An 18,323-nucleotide genomic window follows, 5' to 3' on the forward strand; every position below is an offset into this window, starting at 1 on the left:
GCCGAGGGTGGGTTTCTCGATCCGCGGGCGTGTTCGGTAGCGGTCTGTTCTCAAGGCCGTCCACACGACCGACTCAGGGGCAGGCCGTGCCCGAAAGGGGCCAGGCCGACCGTGCCGTTCCACAACACGGCCGGCAGGCACTCCTCAACGCCGATACCCCCGAACTCCCGGTCGTACGGGTTTGCCTCGTGCGGCGCCTGTGCGCACACAGCGCTAGCGATTGACAGCCCGCATCCCCGCCTCGTCATACCGCTCCCCCGCCGCCTCGGGCAGCTCCGCGTCGATGCGGGCCAGGTCGTCCTCGGTCAGCGCGATGTCGACCGCGCCGGCATTCTGTTCCAGGTAGGTGCGGCGCTTGGTGCCCGGGATCGGCACGAGGTCCTCGCCCTGGGCCAGCACCCAGGCGATGGCCAGCTGGGCCGGGGTCACCTCCTTCTCGGCAGCGATCTCCTTCACCTTCGCCGCCAGGCGCAGGTTCGCCTCCAGGTTGGCGTCCTGGAAGCGCGGGTTCTCGCGGCGCCAGTCGTTCGTGTCCAGCTCGTCCGGCGAGGTGAACCGCCCGGCGAGGAAACCGCGGCCGAGCGGCGAGTACGGAACGAAACCGATGCCCAGCTCCCGGCATGCGGGCAGCACCTCGGCCTCGACGTCCCGTGACCACAACGAGTACTCGCTCTGCACTGCGGTGATCGGGTGCACGGCGTGGGCGCGCCGGATCGTCTCCGCGCTCGCCTCGCTCAGCCCGATGTACCGCACCTTGCCCTCGGCGACCAGCTCGCCCAGCGCGCCAACCGTCTCCTCGATGGGCACGTCCGGGTCGACCCGGTGCTGGTAGTACAGGTCGATGTGGTCGGTCCCCAGACGCTTCAGGGAGCCGCCGACCGAACTGCGCACGTGCTCGGCCGAGCCGTCCTGCGGGCCGACCGTCGTGATGTCACCGGGTACGGCGTGGTCCATCCGGTAGTTGAACTTCGTCGCGACCACGTACTCGTCGCGACGCCCCCGGATCGCCTCGCCGACGAGCGACTCGTTGGTGAGCGGCCCGTACATCTGCGCGGTGTCGAGGAAGTTCATTCCCAGGTCGAGGGCTCGCTGGATGGTCGCGATCCCCTCTTCCTGATCGGCGGATCCGTAGAAGGCGGACATGCCCATGCACCCCAGGCCGATGGCCGATACCTGGAGGTCCCGCAGACTGCGCTTCTGCATGCCGAGTCCCTGCCTTTCCCTGCAACTCGTTCGTCGTTCGGACGGCACGAAGCCCCTCATCCACCTGACGACGGATTCCACCGCCCGGCATCCCGTGAGGAACACCGGGCGACACGAGCTTCGTACGCCACGCTGACTGCGACGCTACGACCTTGAGCGCACTCCAGCGCAAGTCGCCCCACACCGGCTCCTTGCACGGCAGCGCGGCGGGCACCGTCAGCCCCCCCGCCGATCCTCGACCGGGCGCCTGAACAAGATTTTTCCAGACATCCATGTTTTGAAGCAGGACAAGAGGAAACATCTAGACATCTAGATTATTTAGGACATAACGGGCACAAAGTGAAGGTGGCGGGCATGTCTCGGTCAGTGACCGGCGGAGAGCTGGTCGTGCGGATGCTGGAGTCCTTGGGCATCCGGAAGATCTTCGGAGTGCCCGGTGGTCAGACGCTCGCCATCACGGACGCGGTGCTCGCCTCTCCGGTGATCGAGTTCATCACCGCGCGCCATGAGAACGCCGCAGCCGTCATGGCGGACGCGTACGGCCGGCTGACCGGGACTCCGGGCGTCTGCCTGGCGACGACCGGGCCGGGGGCCACCAACCTGCTCACCGGGATCGGCGGGGCGATCCGGGACTCCAGCCCGGTGCTCGTTCTGACCTGCAACAACGCGGGTGAGAACATCCACCGGGACGACGCGCAGAACGCCGACCACGTCGAGCTCTTCCGCCCGCTGACCAAATACAGCCGCCTGGTCGCCCATCCCGGCGCGCTGCGCCAGGCCGTGGAAGAGGCGTATCTGAACGCGATGTCCGGCAACCCCGGGCCGGCCCATCTGGACTTCGCCCGCGACACCATCGAGGGGTCCGTGTCCGACGCGGACGCCCGCGTGCCCGCGGCGGAACACCCGATGTGCCGGTGGGTCGTCCAGCGTCCTCGCGCCGACGTCCGCGCGTTGGCCGATGTCGCCGCACGGCTCGAACAGGCCGAGCGGCCGGTGCTGTGGCTGGGCAATGGCTGCAACCGTTCCGGCGCGGGCGAGGCCGCTCTGGCGCTGGCCGAGTCACTGCGCATACCGGTGATCACGACGTTCAACGGCATCGGCACCGTGCCGACCACACATCCCCTCGTCTTCGGAGCCTTGAGCCGGATGGGCACCCGGCTCTCCAGCCGGGTCATGGCGGACGCGGACCTGGTGCTGGCCGTGGGCAACAGCCTCAACGCCGTCTCGACCAGCCGGTGGCGAATGGATCTGCCGCATGTGATCCAGATCGACGTCGATCCGGCCATGCTGGGCCGTTACTACGGCCGTAGGACGACCGGGGTCGTTGCGGACGCCCGGGCCACGCTGGAGGAACTGCGCGGTCTGCTGGCCGAGCGTGCCGACGCGCTCTCGGCGCGCCGCTCCTCCTGGATCACCGAGCTGCAGCGGGCCGAGGAACTGTGGTGGCAGGAACCGGACGGCACGGAAGCGGCCGTCGGAACGGACGGCCCGTCACCCGCCGAGGTCGTACGGCGGCTGCGCACCGCCGCTCCCGACGAGACGCTGCTCATCCCGGACGCGGGGAACCCGGGGGTGTGGTCGTACTTGTGGCAGATCCGGCGGCCGGGCACCTACATCAAGCCGGTGGGCTTCGGGAACATGGGCTTCGCCGTCCCCGCCGCCGTCGCCGCCGCGGTGGCCGACCCCGAGCGCCCCGTGCTGGCCCTGGTGGGGGACGGTTCACTCGGCATGAGTCTGGCCGAGCTCGAGACGCTGGCGCGGGTCGGTGGCCCGGTCGCGGTCGTCGTGCTCGACGACGCCGGCTACGGCAACATCCGCCAGGAACAGATCGTCCACTACGACGGCCGGACCATCGGCGTGGACTTCGGGCCGTCCGACTACGCCCGCGTCGCCCGTGGCATGGGCCTGCCGGCCGAGCGGACCACCAGCCTGGACGAGCTCTCCAAGCGGGTCGGGGAAACCCTCGAAGGGTTCTCGCCCGCTCTCTTCGACGTCCCCATCGACCCGAGCGTGAACGCCTGGACCTATCCCGCCTTCCGCCCCTACGAACCGGAGGAGGGCTGATCATGACCGATGCCGCCGCACCCGCCGCACCCGCCGCCGACACCCTCGGAGCGCTGGACGGCATTCGTGTACTGGACCTGTCGCGGTTCATCGCCGGCCCGCTGTGCTGCCAGATCCTCGGCGACATGGGCGCCGAGGTGATCAAGGTGGAGCGGCCCAGCGGCGAGGACGCCCGCAAGCACGCGCCGTTCCACCGGCGGCACAGCGTCTACACGATGGTCTACAACCGCAACAAGTACGGAGCCACGCTCGACACCCGGCGCCCCGAGGCCCGGGCGCTGCTGGAGGACCTCGTACGACGCAGCGACATCGTGGTCGAGAACTACCGCCCCGGGACGATGGAGGCGATGGGCCTGCCCTACCAGCGGCTGGCGGAGATCCGTCCCGGGATCATCCTGGTCTCGATCTCCGGCTTCGGACAGACCGGCCCCCTCGCGCGGCGCGCCCTCTTCGACGCCGTCGCCCAGGCGACGTCCGGGCTGATGAGCCTCACCGGTCCGCCGGACGGCGAGCCCACCCTGACGGGCACGTACATCGCCGACCACATCGCCGGATTCCACGGCGCCATGGGCGCGATGCTCGCCCTGCTCCACCGGGAGCGCACGGGAGAGGGCCAGCACGTCGACGTGGCCTCCCTGGACGCGCTGTTCGCCTCCCTGGGCACCCGGCCCAGCGCCTACGCCATGCTGGGTCAGCATCCGCGGCGCAACGGTTCACGCGATCTGCTCACCGGCCCGGCCAACGTCTTCCCCTCCGCCGACGGCTACGTCTACATCCACGCCGGGACAGATCCGCTCTTCCCTCGGCTGTGCCGGGCGATCGGGCGCCAGGACCTGGCCGAGGACGAGAGGTTCTCCTCGGTTCCGGGCCGTATGGCGAACATCGAGGAGTTGGAGGACGCCGTCGCCGCCTGGACCAAGAGCCGTCCCTGCGACGAGATCGCGCACGTCCTGGAGGCGGCCGGAATCCCGTTCGGGAAGGTCAGCGAGATCCCCGACGTCGTCGAATCGGAGCAGATCAAGGCGCGGGACATGATGCTCGACGTCGAGCATCCCGTCCTGGGCGCGCTGCGTCTGCCCGGCATCCCCATCAAGATGAACGCCTCTCCCGGTGCGGTGCGCAAGGCACCGCCGCTGGTGGGCGAGGACAACGACCACGTCTACGGGCGGCTGCTGGGCCGTTCCCCGGAGGAGATCGCCCGCCTGAAGTCGCTGGGGGTGATCTGAGTGAACGTACCGGCGCACCGTCCCACCGACCTGCGTCTGGATCCCTCCGCCCTGGCCCTGGCGGGTGCGGGCCGGGTGTTCGACCTGTCCTCGGGGTGGTGGCCCGGGATGCCGCTGGCCCCCGGTCATCCGCCGTTCCAGGTCCTGACCTTCAGGACGCCGGCGGGCGAACGCGCCCAGGGATCTCGGGGAGACCTGGAGTGGCTCGGGGACAACGCCTCCCGGTTCGGCTTCGTCTCCGAGATCCTCTCCTTCTGCGCCCACTCCGGCACGCACATCGACGCCCTGGCGCACATCACGTCGGGCGAGAACGACGAATGGTACGGCGGCTACTCCGCGCACGAGCATCTCGGCGACTACGGCCCCCTCACGCACGACGCGTCGACACTGCCGCCCCTGATGCGCAGGGGAGTCCTCGTGGACGCGCCCGGTGCGCTGGGGCACGAGACGCTCAAACCGCACCAGCCCGTCGGCGCCGATCTGATCTCCCTGGCCCTGGCGCGGCAGGACGTGAACCTCGGTGAGGGCGACGTCGTCCTGCTGCGCACCGGAACCATGAGGCACTGGCCGGACGTCGAGGCGATGAGCGCGGTCCAGGGAGCCGGGCTCGATCTGGAGGGGGCGCGTCTGCTGGCCCAGTACCGGCCGGCCGCCGTCGGCAGCGACACCGCCGCCGTCGAGGTCCATCCCTCCGGCGTCGACGGCGAGCCCCAGCCGGTGCACCGCCTGCTGATCCGCGACCTCGGTGTCCCGCTACTGGAGTGGGTCTACCTGGAGGAACTCGCCGCCGCGGCGGTCCACGAGTTCCTGCTGATCTGCCTTCCTCTCCCCATCACCGGGGCGACCGGCTCGCCCGTGCGGCCCGTCGCCGTCGCCTGATCCGCCCTGTCCGTCGTAGGAGAAAACATGTACACAACACGCGGACGCCGCCTCCACCGCTCCCTCCTCGCTCTTCCCGTCGCCGCGGTTCTCGCCGTGGGTACCGCCTGCGCCGGTGCCGGTTCCGACGCCCACAACGCCTCCCATGGCGGTTCCGACGCGCAGAACGCAGCCGCCGTCCGTGGTCTGCCCGACGACCAGTGGGACGACCTGCATCGCTCGGCGACCACCGAATCACCGCAGAAATACGAGGGCCCGACCACACCGGTCACCGCCCCCGAGAACGTGAAGGTCGCCGCCATCACCTGCCTGAGCATCCTCAGCGGCTGCGTATCGCCCGCCACGGGTGCCGAGCAGGCGGCGAAGGCGCTCGGCTGGCAGGTCAGGGTCTTCGACGGCGGTGGTACGCCGGACAAGCAGAACGCCCAGATGCTCAACGCCCTTTCCTGGGGCGCCGACATCATCCTCAACATCGCCATCGACCCGAACGCTGTGCAGGACGGACTGAGGGCGGCACAGCGGGCGAACGTGCCGGTGGGTGCCGGATCCAACGGTCTCGACTCGCCCAACCCGACCATCAAGCCGACCGGCAACAACCTCGGTTACGCCTTCGACGTGGCCCCCGACTACGCCGCCCTCGGGCAGAAGGCCGCGGACTGGGTGCAGGCCGACTCCAAGGGCAAGGCCAACATCGTCGTCTACTCCGACAAGGAGTTCCCGTCCGTGCTGGCCCTGCAGAAGGGCCTGCTGGCCGGGCTGGACAAGTGCAAGGACTGCACGGTGCAACCGCTGCGGTACTTCACCGGCAACCAGGTGGCCCAGGTGCTGCCGCAGTCGGTCGTCAGCTACCTGCGTTCGAACCCTGACGTGGACTACGTGTTCATCCCGTACGACCCGGCGGCGGCAGCGGTCGTGCCGGCGATCGCCCAGGCCGGCCTGGGCGACAAGGTCCGCCTGATCAGCGTGCTCGGCAGCCAGGAGAACCTGAACTTCGTGCGCAAGGGGCAGGTCCAGGTCGCCGACGCCGCCTACGACAACCTGTACATGGGCTACGCCATGCTCGACCAGACCGCCCGGCTGCTGTCCAAGAAGCCGCTGGCCGACCCGCGCGGCGAGAACCTGCCCTACGTCGTGCTGGACGAGACCAACGTGCCCGAGGCCGGCTCCGACTGGCACGCCTCCTTCGACTACCCCGCCACGTTCGACGGGCTGTGGAAGTGAGGTCCGATGACTGCTGCCCTGTACGGCGTCACCAAGCGGTTCGGGACGTTCGCGGCACTGCGTGAGGTCTCCCTGACCGTCGAGGACGGCGAGATCCACGCCCTGCTGGGGGCCAACGGCAGCGGCAAGTCCACGCTGGTGCGCACCATGACGGGGGTGTACGTACCCGACGACGGGCAGATCCTGATCGACGAACGGGACGTCACCGCCGGATGGAGCCCGGCCGCCGCCGCGGCGGCCGGGGTGCGGGTGGTCCACCAGGAGGCCCCGCTGGTGGACCGGCTGTCGATCGCCGAGAACGTGGCGCTGTTCGCCGGTTATCCGCGCGGGACGCTCGGGCGGATCGCCTGGCGCAGGCTCCGCACCGACACGCAACGGCTGCTCGACGACCTGTCGATCGAACGGCGCAGCCGAGAGCTGGCCGGGCGCCTCACCGGTGCCGAACGGGCGATGCTCACCGTCGAACTCGCCGTACGCACCGCGGGCGAGAACCTGCGGCTGCTGGTCCTGGACGAGGCCACGGCGGCGCTGCCGGAGGCCGAGGCGACGCCGTTCCTCCGGCACGTCCGCGGTATCGCCGACCGCGGCCTGCCGGTCCTGGCCGTCACCCACCGGCTGGCCGAACTCGCGTACGCCGACCGGGTCAGCGTCCTGGACGCCGGCCAACTGGTGATCGAGGGGCCGGTGAGCAAGGTGGAGCGCTCCGAGATCGTACGGGTCATGCGGGGCACCGCCCCCGCGTCCCGTACGGCTGCGGCGACGAGCGGCGGGGCACAGGCGGAATCCGGACGGCACGCGACCGGGATCACCGCGCTGTGGGAGCGCGCGGCCGGCGGCCGCGACGGCGCTCCGCCGACGCAGTCGGCGGCCGGCCCGGTGCTGCGGGTGCGGGACCTGCGCGGGCACGACGTCGAAGGACTCGACCTGGACGTCGCGCCCGGCGAGGTCGTCGGTGTCATCGGTGTGCGCGGCAGCGGCCTCGAGGAGTTGCCGCGCCTGCTCACCGGGGCCGAACAGCGCCGCGGCGGCGCCATCGAAGTCGCCGGACAGCGTCTGCCCGGCGCGCTGCCGCCGCGGGTGGCCATCCACCACGGACTGGTGCTTCTGCCCGCGGACAGGCTCCGCGAGGGCGGCTTCCACACCCTGCCCGTCACCGAGAACGTGATCCTGCCCGAGGCACGCAGGTTCTGGCACCGGCGGGCCCAGATGCGCACGGCGATCCGGCGGGTCATCTCCTACCTCGACGTGCGGCCCACCGACCCGGCCACCGTCTTCGGCCGCCTCTCCGGCGGCAACCAGCAGAAGGTCATTCTGGGCCGGCTCCTGCGCATGCGTCCACGCGTCCTCGTCCTCGCCGACCCCACCTACGGCGTCGACCCGGCCGCTCGCGAGGTGATGTTCGACGCCATCCGCGACGCCGGAGCCAGCGGGGTGGCCGTCCTGCTGACCTCCACCGAACCCGAGCAGATGGCGGGCCTGTGCGACCGGGTCCTGGTGCTGCGCCAGGGGCGCGTCACCGAGGAGATCTCCGCTCGTGCCATGACTGCCGAGAACCTCATGACGAAGGCGATGTGATGAGCGACAAGACCGTGTCCCACCTCGACGCACCGGCGTCGGCCCGCTCCGCGCGGGAACGATTTTCCCCCGGCCGGATGCTCTCCTGGGTGAGCGGTTACGAGACCCTGGTGCTCCTCGCCCTGCTCATCGTTGCCTTCACCCTCGCCTCCGACCGGTTCCTGACAGCCGACAACCTTCAGAACGTGGCGCTCGTACAGGCCGTCACGGCGACCATGACCCTGGCCGTCCTGATGCCCCTGATCATCGGTGAGTTCGACCTGTCCGTCGGATATCTCATCGGTTTCCTGGTGATGCTCGAAGCCGTCGTGGCCCAGCACACCAGTAATCCGGTGCTCGTCATGGCCGCGGGTCCGGTCGTCGGTCTGCTCGTCGGCCTGGCCAACGGGATGCTGACGGTCTACTTCAAGATCAGTTCGTTCATCGCCACTCTCGGTGTCGGCATCCTGCTCAGCGGCGCCACGCAGGGAATCAGCAATGGCAAGGTCATCTTCGAGAACATCCCGTCCTCGCTGACCTCCTTGGCGGCCGACGACTTCCTGGGTCTGTCGCTGGCGGTGTGGCTGACCCTCCTGCTCGCCGTCATCCTCTTCTACGTACTGGAGCACACCCCGCAGGGCCGCTTCTGGTACGCCATCGGCGGCTCCGAGCGCGTGGCCTACCTCGCAGGCGTCCGGACCAACCGCATGCGGATGACCGCGTTCGCCGCCTCCGGGCTGATCGTGGGCATCGCGTCCAACTTCGCCCTCGCTCAAGCGGGATCGGCGAACCCCGGTTACGGTCCCGAACTGCTGCTGCCCGCCTATGCCGCGGCGTTCCTCGGCGTGGCCACCTACCGGCCCGGTTACTACAACGTCCTGGGCGCCCTGGTCGCGATCATCCTGCTGGCCATCGGATTCAACGGACTGAGCCTGCTGGGCGTGCCGTTCTGGGTGCAGCCCATCTTCAACGGAAGCGTGCTGATCATCGCCGTCCTGGTCGCGCGTCAGGAGACCCGCCAGGTGCGGACCGGATGACACGGCCGAGTGCCCGCGCCCTCGTTGGGCGCCCGGGCACCGGCCCACCCACTCAGCGTCCGACGTACGACGAACGACGTACCTCGACAAGGAGGACGGGATGCGGACACCGACGACGGGGCGGACACCGACGACGGGGCGGACCCCGACGACCGCCCGGGCACTGGATGAGCTGCTCGCCGGCGCCCGCCTGGTGGACCTCAGCCGCACCCTGGAAGAGGGCATGCCCACCTACCCCACGCACGCCAAGTACTTCCAGAACCGATGGCTGGCCATGGGTGACGTCGCCCGCATGAACCAACTCGTGCTCGGTGAGCACACCGGCACCCACGTCGACAGCCCCTGCCACTTCCCCGTCCGGGGACCGCACGCCGACATGAGCGTCGACGAGCTCCCGCTCACCGCGCTCACCGGCCGCTGTGCGACCGTCACGGTGGATCCGCCGCCCGCACCCGACGAGATGGTCGGACCCCGGACCCTGCTCGACTGGGAGGAACGCCACGGCTCGCTGCGCTCCGGGGACGTGGTGCTGATGAATTTCCAGTGGGCACACACCCGTTGGGGCCTGCACGAGGCGGGCTTCGCCCATCTGGACGGCTGGCCGGGCATCGCGCGCGAGACGGCGGAGCTGCTGCGGGAGCGGACCGTGCGGGCGGTGGGGACCGACTGCGTCAGCCTCGACAGCGGCGACGGCGGCCGTGGCGAACTGCCGGCGCACTACGTCCTGTTGTCCGCGGGCGTGCTCATCATCGAAAACCTGGCCAACCTCGACCGGCTGCCACCGTTGTGCTTCTTCCTGGCGTTCCCGCTGCGCATCGCGCACGGCACCGGCTCCCCACTGCGCGCGGTGGCCGTCGTGGACGGAGGACAGTGATGACCGTGCACCGGACGGCGGTCCTCGGCCGCAACCTCACCGACCCCTCCCGCGCCGCCCACGAGAAGGATCTCGAAGCGGGCCTGAAGCCGCCGGTGTTCGACAGCATCGTCGTTCCCGAGGAGTTCGGCCCGGTCGATCTGCTGGTGGACGACCTGAAGGTCAAGCGGTTCGCCTTCACCCAGGACGACCACGGCGACTGGTACCTGCGCGCCGGGCCCGACGGCCCGCGCATCGGCCACGCCGGACTGCTCGCCAACGATCTGCTGCAACTGTTCACCCTGAGGTTCGCCGCCAGTCAGGTGGTGGGGCTGCACACGGAGGAGGAGCTCTGGTTCGACCGGCCCGTCCTGGTGGGACAGCGGGTACGGCTGGCCGGCCGCTACGTGGACAAGTACGAGCGCCGGGGGCAGGGCTACGTCGTCATGGAGGCCGACGCCCGGGACGAGGACGGACGCACCCTGGTCCGTCACCGGGGAGTGGAGATCATGCGGACCACGCCGGGAGAGGTGGCCGGGCGGGGCTCGGCGGGCCGTGCTCCCGGCCGCCGTGTCAGCGACGCGTACGACACCTCCCTGCCGCTCGCGGAGAGTCTGGGCGGCGGGGCGGTGCCCGGGATGGGCCTTGCGCCGCTGTCCAAGGAGATCACGTTCGAGCAGATGGCCGTGTTCTCCCGGACCGGCGAGTTCGTCACCAACATCCACAACAACCTCGCCGCCGCGCGCGCCGGAGGCCTTGCGGTACCGATCGTCCAGGGGCAGCAACTCGTCTGTCACCTCGCCGAGTTGCTCACCCGCGCCTTCGGAGCCGAGTGGTTCATCACTGGATGGCTGCGGGTGAAGTTCCTGCGTCCGGTGAGCGCCTTCGACCGCATCGAAGCCGCCGGCGCGGTGCGTGACGTGGAGCGTGCCGGCTCCCGGACGGGCGTCGGTCTGGATGTGTGGGTGCGCCGCGGCGACGAGAGCCTGGCCGCCGTCGGCTGGGCCCATGGCGAGGTGTCAACCGACCGGCCCGTGCATGGCATTCTGCCCTCCAAAGGATTCTCATAGCCGATACATCCGACATATCTGACACACCCGATGAAGGAGGCACTGTATGGCGCGACTGCCCATGTACGAGGTGATCTACCGCGATCTCGACCAGCAGATCTCCCGCGGCACCCTCAGGCCGGGTGACCGGCTGCCGTCCGAGGGAGAGATCGCGGAGCACTACGGCGTGAGCAGGATGACGGTACGTCAGGCGGTGGGCCGGCTCACCGACGAACGGCGACTGCTCCGCCGTCGTGGCGCCGGCACCTTCGTGGCCGACCATCACGCCACCTACCGCAAGGTCCACACCCTCGGGCCCTTCCATGAGGACATCGGTCGCGGGGACACCGCCATCGCCACCCGTGTCCACGTCCAGCAGGTCGCCGAGCCACCCGAGCACGTCAGCGACCGGCTCGGCATCAAACCCCGGCAGAAGGTCATCCGGCTGCTGCGGGTGCGCGACGTGGACGGCCGGCCGGCCGCCATCCAGGATTCCTGGATCCCCTACGGGCTCGCTCCCGCGCTCGCCCAGGAGGAGTTGCTGGGCGGTTCCCTGTACCGGACCCTCGTGGATCACTTCGGCATCAGTCTGACGTGGGCCGAGCAGGAGGTGTCGGCGGCCGCGGCCAGCGCCGAGCAGGCCGCGCTGCTCCAGGTGCAGCCGGGGACCCCGCTGATCACCATCACGCGGCTCACCCACAGCGACGGGACGGGGCCGGTGGAGTTCGCGCGGAGCTGGACCCGTCCCGAATACCCCCTGTTCATCAGGCTTGAGAGGTGACGCACGATGGCGGGCGACGATGTCGTGTGTGCCGTCGACGTCGGCACCTCGGCCATCCGAGCCGCCTTGGTGACTGCGGGCGGACAACGGCTGCTGGAGGCCCGTCGGGAGCGGAGTCCTGACGAAGGCACCGAGACCTTCGACGCCGAGCACCTGTGGGACGGGCTCCGGCAGGTGCTGCGCCGGCTCTCGGTCGACGCACCGCACGCACGCCTGCGCTGTCTCGCCATCGCGGGACATGTGGGCCAGGTCCTGGTCGACGAGCGGAGCCGCCCACTCGGCATGGCCGGCGGATGGGCCGACTCCCGCGGTGTCCGCGAGGTCGCGGACGAGTGGCCCGACCCGGCCACCGCCCTTCGCGTGGCCGGCCGTCCCGCCGTGACGGGCGGTGCGGTGCCCCTGCTGCACTGGATGAGGGAGCGGGAGCCCACCCTGCACGAGCGGACCAGGTGGGTCCTCGCCCCCAAGGACTTCCTGGTGCTGCGTCTCACTGGCGAGGCCGCCACCGACGTGACCAGTGCGGCGTACACGCTCGGCAGTGACGTCACCCGTCGGGCCTGGGACCCCGCGCTGCTCGCCCTCGGGGGAAAGGGCCCGCGACACTTCCCTCCGCAGCACGCCGCGACCGACGTCGTCGGTGCCGTCACCCCGGCCGCCGCCGGCATGACCGGCCTCCCTCCCGGCCTGCCGGTGGCCGCCGGCGGACCCGACGGCACGGTCGGCGCCGCCGCCGTGGTGGGCTGCGCGGCCGGCACCGTCGTGGACGTGGCCGGCACGACCGACGTCCTGACGCGCGTGATCACCTCCCCCGACGAACGTCCCGCGGCGGCGGTGCTCAACCCCTACCTCGTACCGGACCTGTGGACCTGCGGCGGTGCGACCGGGATGACGGGCGGAGCGCTGGCCCACTGGACGCGTCTGCTGAGCCTCGGCGATCCCGCCGACGCTCTGCGAAAGCTGGAGCCGACGCTCCGCGACATCCCGCCGGGCAGCGAAGGACTGTCCATGTCGCCCCTGCTCACGGGCAGCCGCTTCCCCGGCTGGAACCCGGACGAGCGGGGCAAGCTCTGGGGCCTGGACGAACACCACTCCCCCGTCCATGTCCTGCACGCCGTCCAGGAAGCGGCCTCCTACGTGGTACGCCAAGCCGTGGACACCCTCATCGACGACGACGCCCCCGACACCCCCGTCGTACTGACCGGCGGACCGTCACGCTCACCGGCACTGGCCCAACTGCGCGCCGACGTACTGGGCCGGCCCATACACGTCAGCACCGAAGCGGACGCCACCCTGCATGGCGCGGCCCTGCTGGCACTGGTCGCCGAGGGACTGGAGAGCAGCCTCTCGGCAGCCCAGGCGCACATGACACCCCGGGTGCACGTGTACACTCCCCGGACCTCGATCGCGACCCGCTACGACCAGCTCTACGAGCAGTGGCTGCGGGCGAAGGACTGAACGGGTTCGGTGGCTGAACCCGCGGTAGAGCAGTGCATTGCCGGCTCAAGGCCGGACGGAGTTCTCCGTTGCTTGGCCGATGGTCACGGTGCGGGAGCCCGGAGCGAAGTCGTCGAAGGACTGTTCCCAGGACTCGCAAGGCCAGTAGTAGGTCACACGGCCCTCGGCGGGCCGGTAATGGGCGGTGTACACGGTTCCCAGCCCCTCGTCGTATGCGGATTGATACAGCGGCGGCTTCAGCAGCGCCGCCACGTCCGTGCCGGCTGCGCGGATGGCGCTCAATCGCTCCTGGGTCCGGGAGAACTGCTCCTGCTCGTCAGGCACCGGCATGTGCTGATGGTTGGCAGCGCAGGCGTCCGGGGCCTCGGTCAGTGAGATGTCCGGCCCCACGAACACGGTCAGTGCCTGCTCGGGATCGACGAGGGTGACGTTCTGCGGGATCGCGATCGGTATGGACTTCAGCTTGCCGACTGCCTCGTCAACGGTGTCGCACGTCTCCAGCAGGTAGCGCAGGACGATGAGGATGGCGAAGCCCGGGCCGTGGACGAATCGCCCACCGAAGGTGAGTGAGACCGCGAGCCCGGCGTCGTTCATCCCGTCCAGCAAGCCCCACGCGGCATCCTGCATTCCGATCACCGGTCGGAGGAAGTGGGAGGAGACAATGGTGCCCTCGCAGTCATCGGGGCTGAAGTCGTAGTTGCGCAGCAGGGTGCCCCTGCCGCCGATCTGGGTGCAGCCCGAGAAGAACGGTCGCAGGGTCGCGAGGGTGAGGAATGTCTTCCCTCCGGGCCGGTCGAGCTGACCGGCGAGGCGGTCGAGCACTGGCACCAGCTCCGGCATGTGCGCCTCGAACAGCCTCCGAGCGCGGTCCGCGCCCTCCACGGTCCGGCTCTCCTCGGTCATCCACCGCTCCGCGAGCGGCCACAGAGCCTGTGTATGGGTGGCCCATCGCCCGTCACTTCCGTCGCCGACCTCGATGGCGCGGAAGGTCTTCTGTTGTTGGCTCATGGCTGCCGCTCCCTTGCGGATGTCGGGCGAAGGTGATGGCAACTTAGCTAATTTCGCAGGCAATTCACCACATCACGCATGACGCGGCCGTCTCTGCACGCGGTCCGGCGGACGGCTGTGCCGGGTACCGACGAGCAACGCCATACGTCCTGGCCGCTCACCTGGTCCTATGGTGTGGGGACGCCGGTGCCGCCCGGCTCTGCCGAGCCGGGCGGCACGTCACGGGGTCAGGCTAGAAGTGCCACTGCTGGTTGCGGCCGCCGTCGCAGGTCCACAGGTCGACGAGGACGCCGTTGGTCTTGTTGAAGCCGGGGTCGTCGAGGCACAGCCCCGAAGCCTGGTTCACGATCACGTAGTTGCCTCCGTTGACCGGGATGAAGGACCAGTTCTGGTTCGTGACGCCGTTGCAGGCCCACAGGTCGGCCGTCGATCCGTTGGCGGTGCCGGACTGGTAGTCGTCCAGGCAGGTGCCCGAGTTGACGTTCTTGAGCGTGTACTGGCCGTTGCCGACGCTGGTGACGGTGAATTGCTGCAGCGTGCTGCCGGTGCACGACCACAGGTCCACGCTCGCGCCGTTGGCCTTGTTGCCGTTGTAGTCGTCCAGGCACGTGCCGGTGTTGACGTTGGTCAGGCTGCGCGCGTTGCCGGCGATGGCGCCGCCGCCTGCGGCCACGAGCTGCCATTCCTGGGAGCCGTTGGTCGTGGCGGTCTGCAGGGTCAGGTTCGCGCCGGCCGAGGCGCCGGTCAGGTACAGGCTCGTGTTGCCCGTGGACCGGAACTGGACGTTGCCGTTCGCGAGCTGGACCATGGTCCACAGGGCTGTGCCGGTGTTGTCGACCCACTGGCCGATCTGCGCGCCCGCGACCGGGTTGTTGCCCCAGATCTCCGCGGCCCGGCCGCCCGACTCGTTGAGCAGGGTGACGCCGTTCGACTTGGTGGTGATGTGCCAGTACTGGGTCTCGGCGTTGGACGCCGAACCGGCGTTCTCGAGGCGGACGTCGGGGGTGTCGCTGTTGCCGATGTTCGCGTCGGTGGTGTTGTTGTGGGTGCCGATGACCTGGCCGGTCAGCTTGTTGACGATCTGGTAGAGGGGGCCCTGCGAGTGACCGAAGTCGATGTCGGCGTTGATGATCGTCGAGGTGCCCTGGTTCGCCAGGATCACGACGCGGCCGGTGGTGGAGTCGTAGGTGAGGTTGCGGCTGTAGGCGCCGGGGACGGTGGTCTGGTACTGGGTCCAGGTTCCGGTGCTCTTTCCGGTCGAGTTCATCCAGACGCTGCCGCTTCCGGCGGCGTTGTAGAGCAGGCGGCCGTCGGGCAGGCGGATGATGACGGGGCTGCCGCCCTGCGCCGCGGCGCCGGAGCCGGCGGTGACGGGGAGGGTCGAGACTCCGGTCCCGCTGGTGCCGCCCACGGAGTAGAAGTGCAGCGGGTCGGCAGCCAGCTTGTAGCGGACGTTGTCGCCGCCGCCCCAGTACTCGTAGGTCAGCATCCATTTGCCGTCGGAGGTCTGAACGACGTTGGCCATGCCCGGCCGTCCGCCGCCGATCTCCGTCTTGGTGCCGCCCATGTTGACGGTCGTCCCCGTCACGTCCACCACGGGGCTGCTCCAGCCCGAGCTGGACCCGTTCCAGGTCCGGTGGGCGAGGATCTGCCCTTGCGAGTCCGTGGCCGTGCTGTTGGCGGGATCCGTGGTCAGCGCGCCGGTGCCGCTGTCGTACGCCGTGAAGTCGTTCTCGTCGGAGTAGTACGCCACGAGCTGGCCGTTGTAGACCATCAGGTACGGCTCCCAGACCGGGTCGACCTGGCGGTTGGTGTTGGCGTTCGAGATGTTGGTGCCGAGGTTGCCCGCGCTGCCTCCCTGCCAGCCGCCGCCGGTGATGATGTTGACGAAGCTCCACGTGGTGCCCTGGTCGGTGCTGGCGTAGAGCGCGATCGCCATGTCCTTGCGGTCGCCGTCACCGGTGGGCGTCCAGTTGGGGTCGGCCGCCTTGTGCTCGAGGTAGTAGTAGTCGTCGCCGGACACCACCGCGGCCATGACCAGCGTGCCTGCCGACAGCGAGCCGACGGACTGGGGCAGGACGTACAGGTAGGGGTTTGTCCAGGCGCTGGTGTACTTCGCGTACTGCGGGTCGCTCGAAAGGTAGGCGGGGGCCTGGACCTGCGAGACCAGCTGCCAGCTGGTGCCGTCGTCGCTGCTGCGGTAGACCGGCAGCGTTTCACCGGCCGCCGACCCGGACGAAGGGACCGTCGCCTGCTCGAACGAGGCGACCAGCTGTCCGTTCGTCAGCTGCGCTGCCTTCGGGTAGATGGCGCAGTTTCCCCGGCCCTTCAGGCACGCCTGGCCCGAGGGCAGCTGGTAGATGGTCCCAGGAGTGGGGGAATACGCGCCGGCCGGCGGCGCCGCCAGGAGCGACACGATGACGGCACAGACGCCGGCCAGCGCCGCACCGAATTTTCTCAGTCTGCTTCTTGCTTGCATTCTCGTCCTGCTCACGGTTGGGCCGAGGCCTGGCGGACCGCGCGATCGCGGTCTGCGGGGGCACCGGTGCTCGCGTCGTCGCATGGGCGGGTTCGGCCGGGAGGTGGGGCCGCCGTCGTCCGGACGGCCCTTCGCCACCAGACGGTGGCGAAGTCGTTCGACCTCATCTGTGGGTGGGGAGGTCGGAACACGAGGTCCGGTGTTCGTACTGGAGTGGCGGGTGCGGTTCTCGCGGTTCTCGCGGTCTTCGCGTTCTTTCGGGGCTTTGCGTCTCGCGGTTCCGGATCGCGCTGCGATGGGGTATGACCGCGCAGTCATGTCTACGCAGTCAGAGGAAGGCCGTCAAGGGTTTCGACACGGTTCGTCGTGCGGCCCCTTCCCCGGCGTTCAGGGCGTTCGGGCCCGGGGGCACCCGGGTGCCGGCGCGTAACGCATCCTTGAGGACCGATCAGAAGTTGCTGCCCTTCCGGTCTTGAGGAGTCCGGTGCGGCTCCTGCACCGACCGAGGTGCGTCGAACGGGAGTCTCGATCGGGTGTTGGCAGCCGGCCGCGAGCAGGAGAACCGATCGCGGCCGTGGTCCTCAGGGGGTGAACTCCTCGTCCAGACGGTCGATCGTCCCGTCGGCGCCCAAGTGGTACTGGAACACCAGTCCGCTGTTCGGATTGGCTTCCAGCCAGTCGAGGAAGTCCTGGACACCGATGTGCTGGTTCTCGGTGCTCTCCACAATGGGGTTGGTAACGGTGACGTAGGCCGCCTGGTCCATGGGAATGTACGTCTCCTTGCCCACCGTCTCGAAGGGTGCGCCGTCGGAGTCCGCGGGGGCGCAGCCCCAGTTGCCGTGTTTGACGATGAGACTCAGGGAGCCCCCTTCGGGGGTGTAGCGGTAGACCGCCACCTCGTCGGGCGAGATGGGCATCTTGTGGTCGCAGCCGTCGTCACCGTCCGTGCCGCCGGAGGCGGTCGGCTGGACCGGCGCCGGTGCCGACGAGACCGGCTGCGGGGCTGAGGGATACGGCGATCCGCCGCCGCCCGTGTCCGTGGTGGGCTTGCCCGCGGGCTTGGCATCGGCCGTCGGGGAGCCGGTCCCAGCGCCGCTGCCACTCGGCTTTGCCGTCGCGGTCTTCCCGCCGGCTGGGGCTGTCGTCGAAGTTCCGTCTCCGTTGCAGGCAGTGAGCACCACCGCGAGGGCGGCAGCGGAGGCGCTGATCACAGCCGTACGGAGAACGGTGCCGGGTCTGTGCCGGTCGGACTTCATGGAGGTTGCCACGGTGATCCTGTCTGCGAGTGGAAAGGGCGGGTGACTGTCGCAGGCACAAACGATTTCTGGCCAATCTGCGGTTGCCGGGAACACTGGGTCGTTGCCGGGTCGTGACACAGGAAGTGGTCGAGCAGCTGACGCTTCGACCGGTTCATCGGCCTTCAGAGGCCCACGAGCCGTCGTGCAGGCGGGGAGGAATTCCGCGAACAAGCAGTGGCATCCTTGGCCTGTGGTGTCATCCGATCATGTGGGCGC

Annotated in this window: 14 protein-coding genes; 10 read left to right on the forward strand and 4 right to left on the reverse strand. The window is 69.6% G+C overall.

Annotated elements, in window-relative coordinates; genetic code table 11:
* Positions 1–213: 213 nt before the first annotated feature.
* Positions 214–1,203, reverse strand: a complete 990-nt coding sequence (locus IG99_RS24885) for an aldo/keto reductase (protein ID WP_037677334.1) — start codon at positions 1,201–1,203, stop codon at positions 214–216.
* 354 nt (positions 1,204–1,557) lie between these two features.
* Between IG99_RS24885 and IG99_RS24890 the strand changes: the two genes are divergently transcribed.
* The 10 genes from IG99_RS24890 to IG99_RS24935 all read left to right on the forward strand — a co-directional run bounded on the left by IG99_RS24890 (position 1,558) and on the right by IG99_RS24935 (position 13,322).
* Positions 1,558–3,267, forward strand: coding sequence for a thiamine pyrophosphate-binding protein (locus IG99_RS24890; protein ID WP_037677336.1), 1,710 nt, complete (start codon positions 1,558–1,560; stop codon positions 3,265–3,267).
* 2 nt (positions 3,268–3,269) lie between these two features.
* A complete protein-coding gene (locus IG99_RS24895) occupies positions 3,270–4,493 on the forward strand; it encodes a CaiB/BaiF CoA transferase family protein (RefSeq protein ID WP_051865853.1) in 1,224 nt (407 codons plus the stop codon).
* Positions 4,494–5,372, forward strand: a complete 879-nt coding sequence (locus tag IG99_RS24900; RefSeq protein WP_037677338.1) for a cyclase family protein — start codon at positions 4,494–4,496, stop codon at positions 5,370–5,372.
* Positions 5,373–5,399: 27 nt separating this feature from the next.
* Positions 5,400–6,593, forward strand: a complete 1,194-nt coding sequence (locus IG99_RS24905) for a sugar ABC transporter substrate-binding protein (RefSeq protein ID WP_037677340.1) — start codon at positions 5,400–5,402, stop codon at positions 6,591–6,593.
* Positions 6,594–6,599: 6 nt separating this feature from the next.
* A complete protein-coding gene (locus IG99_RS24910) occupies positions 6,600–8,168 on the forward strand; it encodes an ATP-binding cassette domain-containing protein (RefSeq protein ID WP_037677342.1) in 1,569 nt (522 codons plus the stop codon).
* Positions 8,168–9,184, forward strand: coding sequence for an ABC transporter permease (locus IG99_RS24915; RefSeq protein WP_051865855.1), 1,017 nt, complete (start codon positions 8,168–8,170; stop codon positions 9,182–9,184). Before IG99_RS24910 ends, IG99_RS24915 begins: the two co-directional genes overlap by 1 nt.
* A gap of 100 nt (positions 9,185–9,284) precedes the next feature.
* Positions 9,285–10,058 (forward strand): cyclase family protein, encoded by a 774-nt coding sequence (locus tag IG99_RS24920; RefSeq protein ID WP_051865856.1) that lies wholly within the window; start codon positions 9,285–9,287, stop codon positions 10,056–10,058.
* A complete protein-coding gene (locus IG99_RS24925; protein ID WP_199815589.1) occupies positions 10,058–11,107 on the forward strand; it encodes a hotdog family protein in 1,050 nt (349 codons plus the stop codon). Before IG99_RS24920 ends, IG99_RS24925 begins: the two co-directional genes overlap by 1 nt.
* Before the next feature lie 46 nt (positions 11,108–11,153).
* A complete protein-coding gene (locus tag IG99_RS24930; RefSeq protein WP_037677343.1) occupies positions 11,154–11,867 on the forward strand; it encodes a GntR family transcriptional regulator in 714 nt (237 codons plus the stop codon).
* A 6-nt stretch (positions 11,868–11,873) separates the two neighbouring features.
* Positions 11,874–13,322, forward strand: coding sequence for a xylulokinase (locus tag IG99_RS24935; protein WP_037677345.1), 1,449 nt, complete (start codon positions 11,874–11,876; stop codon positions 13,320–13,322).
* A gap of 45 nt (positions 13,323–13,367) precedes the next feature.
* Here the strand turns inward: IG99_RS24935 and IG99_RS24940 are convergent, their stop codons facing one another.
* The 3 genes from IG99_RS24940 to IG99_RS24950 all read right to left on the reverse strand — a co-directional run bounded on the left by IG99_RS24940 (position 13,368) and on the right by IG99_RS24950 (position 18,077).
* On the reverse strand, positions 13,368–14,330 hold the full coding sequence (locus IG99_RS24940; RefSeq protein WP_037677346.1) for an acyl-CoA--6-aminopenicillanic acid acyltransferase: 963 nt from the start codon (positions 14,328–14,330) through the stop codon (positions 13,368–13,370).
* 232 nt (positions 14,331–14,562) lie between these two features.
* Positions 14,563–16,809, reverse strand: a complete 2,247-nt coding sequence (locus IG99_RS24945; RefSeq protein ID WP_078947888.1) for an RICIN domain-containing protein — start codon at positions 16,807–16,809, stop codon at positions 14,563–14,565.
* Positions 16,810–17,390: 581 nt separating this feature from the next.
* The gene (locus tag IG99_RS24950; protein WP_107056019.1) at positions 17,391–18,077 is read right to left on the reverse strand and encodes a hypothetical protein; all 687 of its coding nucleotides are present in this window, start codon (positions 18,075–18,077) and stop codon (positions 17,391–17,393) included.
* Between the last annotated feature and the right edge of the window lie 246 nt (positions 18,078–18,323).

The sequence above is a fragment of the Streptomyces griseus subsp. griseus genome, assembly GCF_000720255.1.
GTDB lineage: Bacteria > Actinomycetota > Actinomycetes > Streptomycetales > Streptomycetaceae > Streptomyces > Streptomyces griseus_I.

Bases quoted from the DNA above. Each gene is read 5' to 3' on its own strand.
- IG99_RS24885 (WP_037677334.1), bottom strand. From the start codon at position 1,203: ATGCAGAAGCGCAGTCTGCGGGACCTCCAGGTATCGGCCATCGGCCTG.
- IG99_RS24890 (WP_037677336.1), top strand. From the start codon at position 1,558: ATGTCTCGGTCAGTGACCGGCGGAGAGCTGGTCGTGCGGATGCTGGAG.
- IG99_RS24895 (WP_051865853.1), top strand. From the start codon at position 3,270: ATGACCGATGCCGCCGCACCCGCCGCACCCGCCGCCGACACCCTCGGA.
- IG99_RS24905 (WP_037677340.1), top strand. From the start codon at position 5,400: ATGTACACAACACGCGGACGCCGCCTCCACCGCTCCCTCCTCGCTCTT.
- IG99_RS24910 (WP_037677342.1), top strand. From the start codon at position 6,600: ATGACTGCTGCCCTGTACGGCGTCACCAAGCGGTTCGGGACGTTCGCG.
- IG99_RS24915 (WP_051865855.1), top strand. From the start codon at position 8,168: ATGAGCGACAAGACCGTGTCCCACCTCGACGCACCGGCGTCGGCCCGC.
- IG99_RS24920 (WP_051865856.1), top strand. From the start codon at position 9,285: ATGCGGACACCGACGACGGGGCGGACACCGACGACGGGGCGGACCCCG.
- IG99_RS24925 (WP_199815589.1), top strand. From the start codon at position 10,058: ATGACCGTGCACCGGACGGCGGTCCTCGGCCGCAACCTCACCGACCCC.
- IG99_RS24930 (WP_037677343.1), top strand. From the start codon at position 11,154: ATGGCGCGACTGCCCATGTACGAGGTGATCTACCGCGATCTCGACCAG.
- IG99_RS24935 (WP_037677345.1), top strand. From the start codon at position 11,874: ATGGCGGGCGACGATGTCGTGTGTGCCGTCGACGTCGGCACCTCGGCC.
- IG99_RS24940 (WP_037677346.1), bottom strand. From the start codon at position 14,330: ATGAGCCAACAACAGAAGACCTTCCGCGCCATCGAGGTCGGCGACGGA.
- IG99_RS24945 (WP_078947888.1), bottom strand. From the start codon at position 16,809: ATGCAAGCAAGAAGCAGACTGAGAAAATTCGGTGCGGCGCTGGCCGGC.